This window comes from Streptomyces sp. NPDC059900, assembly GCF_050270335.1.
In the GTDB taxonomy this organism is placed as follows: Bacteria; Actinomycetota; Actinomycetes; order Streptomycetales; family Streptomycetaceae; genus Streptomyces.
Genome location: NZ_JBNNJZ010000438.1, coordinates 1 through 6,931, shown reverse-complemented (window position 1 = coordinate 6,931; position 6,931 = coordinate 1). Strand labels below are relative to the sequence as shown.

5 protein-coding genes are annotated in these 6,931 nt (G+C 72.2%); all 5 read right to left on the bottom strand.

The window, feature by feature from the left end; all coding sequences use genetic code 11:
- Positions 1-223: 223 nt before the first annotated feature.
- Positions 224-871: a TetR/AcrR family transcriptional regulator gene (locus ACQKIP_RS35370; RefSeq protein WP_365853570.1), complete on the bottom strand. Its 648-nt coding sequence runs from the start codon at positions 869-871 to the stop codon at positions 224-226.
- Positions 872-1,003: 132 nt separating this feature from the next.
- Positions 1,004-2,527: a bifunctional 3-(3-hydroxy-phenyl)propionate/3-hydroxycinnamic acid hydroxylase gene (locus ACQKIP_RS35365; protein WP_365853572.1), complete on the bottom strand. Its 1,524-nt coding sequence runs from the start codon at positions 2,525-2,527 to the stop codon at positions 1,004-1,006.
- The gene (locus ACQKIP_RS35360; RefSeq protein ID WP_365853574.1) at positions 2,524-4,413 is read right to left on the bottom strand and encodes an acyl-CoA synthetase; all 1,890 of its coding nucleotides are present in this window, start codon (positions 4,411-4,413) and stop codon (positions 2,524-2,526) included. The genes ACQKIP_RS35365 and ACQKIP_RS35360 overlap by 4 nt, the downstream gene beginning before the upstream one ends.
- Positions 4,410-5,369 carry a fumarylacetoacetate hydrolase family protein gene (locus ACQKIP_RS35355; protein ID WP_365853576.1) on the bottom strand — a complete coding sequence of 320 codons (960 nt, stop codon included), beginning with the start codon at positions 5,367-5,369 and terminating at the stop codon, positions 4,410-4,412. The genes ACQKIP_RS35360 and ACQKIP_RS35355 overlap by 4 nt, the downstream gene beginning before the upstream one ends.
- A complete protein-coding gene (locus ACQKIP_RS35350; RefSeq protein WP_427745076.1) occupies positions 5,366-6,508 on the bottom strand; it encodes a VOC family protein in 1,143 nt (380 codons plus the stop codon). The genes ACQKIP_RS35355 and ACQKIP_RS35350 overlap by 4 nt, the downstream gene beginning before the upstream one ends.
- Positions 6,509-6,931: the final 423 nt, after the last annotated feature.

Sequence of the window (6,931 nt, the reverse complement as noted above, 5' to 3'; positions counted from 1 at the left end):
ATGGGCGCCGCTGTTACCGTGAGTGTGCCCTTGACAGCCGCGTACGGCTTTCCCGTGGCGGCTTCCGGTGGTGGGCTGATCCACGATGCAGCTCCGAGATACACGAGGGCACGGGCCCAACCAGCCTCTCTGATGCGGCGGAGGGGACACCGCATCGCACGGCCGGTCCGCGTGCGCCGTCACCCGGACGGATCCGCCGTCCGCCGCAGCTGCTGCCGCGGCCTCAGATCGACGTGGGCTGCGGTTCGTCGGCGGGAAGCGGCAGCGCCACGATCCGGCGGGCCTCGGCGTCCTGCATGCCGAACATCCGCAGCACGTTGAGCACGGCCTGGTCGGCCACGTGCTCGACCGGCGCGTCGGGGTCGGTGCTGCACAGATGCATCGCGGCGATCAGGCAGCCCGCCGTGCAGGCGAGGGCGACCGCGATGTCCTCCGTCACGAAGCGGCCGGCGGCGATCGCCGCTTCGATGTCCCTGCGGGCGTGCGGGGCATGCCCGTACGGCGCGGAGAGCAGCGCTTCCCTGCCGCCCATCAGGACCCGGGCGATCCTGGGGCGCGTGCGGACCAGGCGGCCGGTCAGTCGCATCGACGTCGCGAAGACCTCGGCGGGGTCCTCGACCTCCGAGAGCACGGTGTCGAGCCAGGCGGCGTGGGACTCGAGCGCCTCGGCGATCGCCGCGTCGAGCAGTTCCGCCTTGGACGTGAAGTGGTTGTAGAAGGACCCGAAGCCGACGTCGGCCGCCTCGGTGATCTGCTGGATGCTGACCTCGAGGTCGCCTCGCCCGGCGTAGATCTCCTGCGCGGCCTCGATCAGCGCCATGCGTGTGCGCAATTTGCGCCGCTGCCCGCGTGATGGTGGCTGTGGAGACATGCCGGTGATCATATCCGGGGCGGCCGTCCGCTCACCCCTCGGTGCGTTGTCGTGCCTGACGCTCGGCACCGCGCACGAGAGCCCGCACGCACGACGGCGTGCAGCCGGTGCGGGCGCCGGCGGCATCCGGGTTCACCCCAGCACACCTGCCGGGCCGGCCGCACTGATCACACGGTCGGGGTCGACCCTGACCCACCCCACCCCTGCCTCCCGAAGCCAGCGGGCCAGCCGCCGCTCGCCCTCGCCGCCGTCCGGGTCGACGGTGAGCCAGGCCGGCGGCAGCGCACCGGGCACGGCCGCGAGGTCCACACCGGGAAGCGCGACAATCGTGCTGCGATCGCCCAGTATCCGGTCGACCAGCAGGAGTTGGCCGTCCGGGCCGGGCAGCCGCACCAGGGGCAGCAGCATGCCGCGCACGGCGCGCGGCGTGCTCCGCCGGATCCGGGGACCCGGTGCGAGGGCCGGGGTGCGGCTGTCGAGCAGGGTCCGCCGGACGGTCCGGGAGTGTGCCAGGGCGGGCACGATCCGGCGGCGCGCGAGGGTGGCGATGCGGCCGCCTCCCGTCATCACCTGGCCCATGGCCCTGGCCCGTCGGATCATCGCTGTCGCGTGCGGTTTGCGTTCGGCTTCGTAGGAGTCCAGGAGCACGGGATCGGCCTGCCCGCGCAGCACGGCCGCCACTTTCCACGCGAGATTGTGTGCGTCGCGCAGTCCGGCGCCCATGCCCTGGCCGATGAACGGCGGGGTGACGTGGGCGGCGTCCCCGGCCAGGAAGACGGGACCCGCGCGCCACCGTCGGGCGACGCGGGCGCGGAAGGTGTACTCGGCGCACCTGAGCACACTCAGGCGCTCGTCGGGGATGGCGCGGACCCAGGGTGCGATCAGCCGGCGCAGCGCCGGGACACCTGCGAAGTCCGTGGCGCTCTCGCCGTCCAGGAGCTGGAATTCCCAGCGATAGCGGTCGGGGCCGATGCGCATGTAGGTGCCGGCCCGGCGGGTGTCGCACACCTGGTACACGCCGTCCCACGTGTCGAGTTCGAGGGTGCAGCGCACATCGGCGACGAGCCAGCGCTGCGCGAAGCCGAGGTCGTCGATGCCGAGGGCGAGCTGCCGTCGGACGGTGCTGTTGGCGCCGTCGCAGGCAACCGCGCAGGACGCGTGCAGGTCGATCGCGGTGCCGTCGGGGCGCTGTACGCGGGCGGTGACCGGGTGGGCGCCGCCGGTGTCCAGGTGCAGCAGTTCGTGGCCGCCGAGGACTTGTACGGCGGGGAAGCGGGCGAGGTTGGCGCGCAGCAGGCGTTCGAGGGCGGGCTGGTCGAACATGTTGGCCTGCGGCAGGCCCGTGGTCGTGGTCCGCTCGCGGGTGAAGGTGGCCAGCTCGCGGTGGCCTCCGTCGACCAGGCGCAGCCCCGACGTCGGGCGGGTGTGGGCGGCGAACTCCTCGCCGATGCCCAGCTGGTGGAGGATGCGGTAGACCTCGTCGTCGAGGTGGACCGCCCGCGGCAGCGGGTAGACGTCGTGATGCCGTTCGACGAGCGTGACGCGCAGGCCGTGCTGGCCCAGCAGGGTGGCTGCCGCCAGGCCGGTGGGACCGCCACCGATCACGAGGACGTCCCGGGCGGCGCCGGCCGGGGTCGGGGAGTGCGCCGCTGTCATCGTTGCGCTCCCTTCGCCTCGACGCGGACGTCGTAGGTCCGCAGGAGGGCTGCGGCCGTGCCGGTCTCGCCCGCACCGGTCAGCCGTACGGCCAGGCGGCCTGCCTCGTGCGTGACGGCGACGTCGACTGCTTCGATGCCGTGCGCGGCGAGTTCGTCGCGGAAGTGGCGGGCGGCGGCGGCCTCGCGCAGGGCGGGCTTGAACGGCTTGCCGATGTCGGTGAGCGGGATCGCGTCGAGCACGGTGATCTGCTTGGGGCGTGCCGCCGGTTCGCTGATGCGCTCCCCCGCCCAGGCCGTCAGCTCCTGCGCGGTGACGTCGGCGGTGAGCACGACGAACGCCACGGGGACCTCGCCGGAGGTGCGGTCGGGCCGGCCGACGGCTGCGGCGGCGCTCACGGCGGGGTGGCCGAGCAAGGCGTCCTCGATGACCGCGGGGTCGATGTTGTGGCCGCCCCGGATGATCAGGTCTTTGTGCCGGCCGCGCAGGTGGATCCGCTCGTCCCGTACGAAGCCCAGGTCGCCGGTGCGCAGTCGCCCGCCGTCGACGAGGACACCGCCGCCGGACACGCACCGTCGATCGCCCTCGCGCCGCAGATATCCCGCGAACACGGTCGGCCCGCTGATGACCAACTCGCCCGTCTCGCCCGCGGGCAGGGGACGCACCCGGCCGCTCGCGTCATCGATCTCGGCGGCCTCCACCCGCTGGTAGGGCAGCCGCTGCCCGACCGAACCGGGGTGCACATCACCGGGCAGGGTCGCCGATGAGGCGCATGTGCCTTCGGTCAGTCCATAGCCCTCGAGAAGTTCGACTCCCGTGGCCTCGGCGAATGCGCGCCGCACGCCGTCGGGCAGGGGCGCGGCACCGACCACCGGGCGGGCCAGTGAACTGATGTCGGCGTCGATCGGCACGGCGGCCAGGAAGGCGTAGACGGTCGGCACCGCGGACACGGCGCGGGGCCGGTAGTGCTCGACGAGCCGCCAGAAGGATGCGTACAGCTTGGGGTCGCGGTAGCCCAGCGGGCCGGGCCAGATCGACCGGGCTCCGGTGACCATCGGGGCCAGGGCGGTCACCAGCAGGGCGTTGACGTGGAACAGGGGCAAGCCGGCGACGATGCTCTGCCCCGCGTCGGCCCCGCCCGCCAGGGCGATGCTCCAGGCCATCACCGCCTGGTTGCGGTGGGTGTGGGCGGCCACTTTGGGGGTGCCGGTGGTGCCGCCGGTGTGGAAGAACGCGGCGAGGTCGTCGGGAGCCGGGGGTGCGGTGGGCAGGGCGGCGGGGGCGGGCGGGCCGCCGGCCACGAGGTCGTCGAGCCGTACGGTGCGCAGGCCGGGACGGGCCTCGAGCGCGGGTTGCCTGCCGGGGTCACGGCCGTCGGGCGAGAGGGCGATGAGGGTCTGGATCCCGAGGTCCGCGGCGCCGTCCAGGAGCCGGTTCCACAGCCCCGCGTCGAGTTCGGGTCCCGCGGTGACCAGGACGCGCGAGCCGGTCAGACGGAGTATGTGTGCGAGGTGGCGCACACCGAGTGCCGCGTTGACGGGCGCCGCAATGCCGACGGCCTCGGCCGCCAGGGTGACCGCAAGCAGGTCGCTGCAGTTGGGCGCCATCAGCGTGACCGCGTCCTCGCGTCCGATGCCCGTCCGGTGCAGGGCGTGGGCGATCGCATGCACACGATCGAGCAGCGCGCCGAAGGTGAGGGTCACGTGCTCCTCGATTGCGCCCGCGTCGGGGATCCACTGGGAGCAGGGCACGTCGGGCCAGCGCTGTGCGGCCCGCACGAGCAGGTCGTACGTGGTCAGTGCGAGGTCACGGTCGGCCAGCGGTACGCGCTCGATGGCGTGCAGGTCCGCCGCCGATGTCAGCGGCGGAAGGCCGGCGGGGCTCACCGGGCGGCCCTGTGTGCCGGTCCGCGCACGATGTTGTGCTGCTGGCCCAGGTCGATGCCCCGCAGCGGATCGGTGATCGTCGCGGCGATCACGTCGCCGTCCTTGAGGTAGTGCGGGTTGCCGGCCTGCCGTTTGAAGAACGCCTTCCACTTCATCGCCGGCGGCAGCAGCGCTCCGATCTTCTCCAGGACCGGGCCGGGTGACTTCAGGGCGGTGCCGCCCGGTGTGCCGGTGAGCAGCAGGTCACCGGCATCCAGCGCCTGGAAGCGGGCGAGCAGGGTCAGCGCACGGGCAGGCTTGACGATCATGTCGGCCACGGTGCTGTCCTGGCGGATCTCGCCGTTGACGCTCAGGGTCAGGCGCAGCCGTTCCAGGGCGGCGAGTTCGCCGGCGTCGACCAGGGTGAGGAACGGGCCCACGGGGGTGAAGGTGGGATAGGACTTGGCCTCGTAGAACTGGGTGCGGGTCAGCTGGATGTCGCGGGCGCTGATGTCGTTGGTGACGACGATGCCGGCGACGACATCGCTCAGGTCGTCCTCGCTCACCACGGTGCCGACGTCGATCCGCCGTCCGATGACGAGGCCTAGTTCGATCTCGTAGTCGAGGAAACCGACATGGTCGGGGCACCGGATGGCGTCGGTGGGTCCGCAGACCGAACCGGAGGCCTTGCGGAAGAACGCCGGTGGCACGGTGTCGGGGTCGATGCCGGAATCACCGGCGTGGCTGCGGTAGTTGACCATCTGGGCGACCAGCCGGGCCGGCACGGTCAGCGGGGAGACCAGGCTGACGTCGCTGAGGCCGGGCCCCTCGGGGTCGGGGGCAGCGGCCGCCTTCTGCACCGCGGGCCGGTCGGCAAGCAGCTCCGCGGTGGTGGTCGCGTCGGTGGCGATCCGGGTCAGCCTGCCATCGTGCTCGACCCACCAGCCGTCGTCGGTGCGTGCCACGTTCGTACTCATACCGCCATCGCTTTCGCCAGTGCCGTGAGGGTGTCTTTGTCGATCTCGTTGGTCTTGTCGCCCAGCGCCTTGAGCAGGGCGGTGACCATGCCGGGGCCGGGGGTGCTGCCCAGGAAGTCGCGGGAGACGGGCGGGCCCCACTGGGCCAGGCCGCCGGCGCTCATGGGTGCCCATCCGGGCTCCAGGGAGGAGTCGAAGAGGTCGCCGTCGGCGTAGTGTTCGACCATCATCCGGTCGGGATCTCGCCAGTAGTCGAAGATCTGGCTGCCCTGGATGTGCCGGCCGATGCCCCACACGCGGCGGTAGCCCTGCTCGGCGAGGTGTTCCCCGCCCGCCGCCACGGCGTCGAGGTCGGTGACCTGGTAGGCCGAGTGCACATAGCCCGTGCGCGGCCCCAGGTGCATGGCCAGCGTGTGGTGATCGGCCGGCACGGAGCCGAGGTCGCAGCGCATGAACGCCATCGTGGGCCCGCGATCCCGCAGGTCGTCGAGGTACAGGAAGTCGCTGACGATCAGGCCGAGCGCCTCCAGGTACCAGGCCAGGGCGCGCCGGAACTTCGTCGTCTCCAGCACGAGGTGCCCCAGGCGCTGCACTTGTGCCGCGGCGCGCGGGGCCCGCTGGGGCGTGTTGATCCGCACCGGCTTCGTGCCGGGGTTCAGCTCCAGCGGGTCGCGCTCGGCCAGAGCGGGCGGCCGGTCAAGGCCTGCGACGACGCGCACGGGCATTCCGCTCGGGTCCGTGAGCTGAACGGCCTGGCCGCCGCCGCAGGGAAGGGTGTTCGCCCCGGCCCAGCGGGCCAGCCGCCGTACGTCGGCGACCGATTCCGCCACGAACGTCGGGCCGGCGAAGCGAGCATCACGGCCTCGGCGGATGACCAGGCACGGCAGGGCCGAGAAGGTGCCGCGCAGGGTGAGCCGGTCCGGTGTGCGCTCGTGGACGGCGAACCCGAAGTCGCGTGCGAAGCGCTCCGCGCGGTCCAGGTCGGGCTTGACGAACTCCAGCCAGCCGAGTGCGACCGCCTTGATCACCGGGTTGCGGGCCCGGCCGGGATGTTCTCCGCGCAGTGCGCCCAGCTCGCTGTGCAGCCCGTGGTGCACATCGGTCCGGGCCGCTGCGGCCGGGACATCGATCTCGATCACCGCTGAACTCCTCTCGTCCGTGAGCACGCGTTCCGACGGCGCACGGCATGCGTCCGCCGGAGCCACCCTCCCCAAGATGATGACGTCATCAGTTTTGATGTGTCAATCATTTCTGGCCGGGAGGACCTCTGCGACGGCAGATCGGGTGCGGGCCCAAAGGGCGCCGACGGCCGCACTAGACTCCAGCCGGACAGACGGGCCCAAGAAAGGCGCAGCCAGATGGTGAGCGGTGAAGTCGCCGCGCTCGACGACCCGGTGGGCGAGTCACTTCGCGGTCGTCATGCGCATCTCGCCCGGAGCGTCGGCGCCGCCGTCAGCTATCTGCCAGGGGTCGCGACCTTCTCCGCTGTTGCCTGCGAACGGACAGCGGCGGGGTGGGCCGACCTATAACGGCTGCTCGGGCCGGTCGAGTTTGTTGAAATT

Bases quoted from the DNA above. Each gene is read 5' to 3' on its own strand.
- ACQKIP_RS35365 (WP_365853572.1), bottom strand. From the start codon at position 2,527: ATGACAGCGGCGCACTCCCCGACCCCGGCCGGCGCCGCCCGGGACGTC.
- ACQKIP_RS35370 (WP_365853570.1), bottom strand. From the start codon at position 871: ATGTCTCCACAGCCACCATCACGCGGGCAGCGGCGCAAATTGCGCACA.
- ACQKIP_RS35355 (WP_365853576.1), bottom strand. From the start codon at position 5,369: ATGAGTACGAACGTGGCACGCACCGACGACGGCTGGTGGGTCGAGCAC.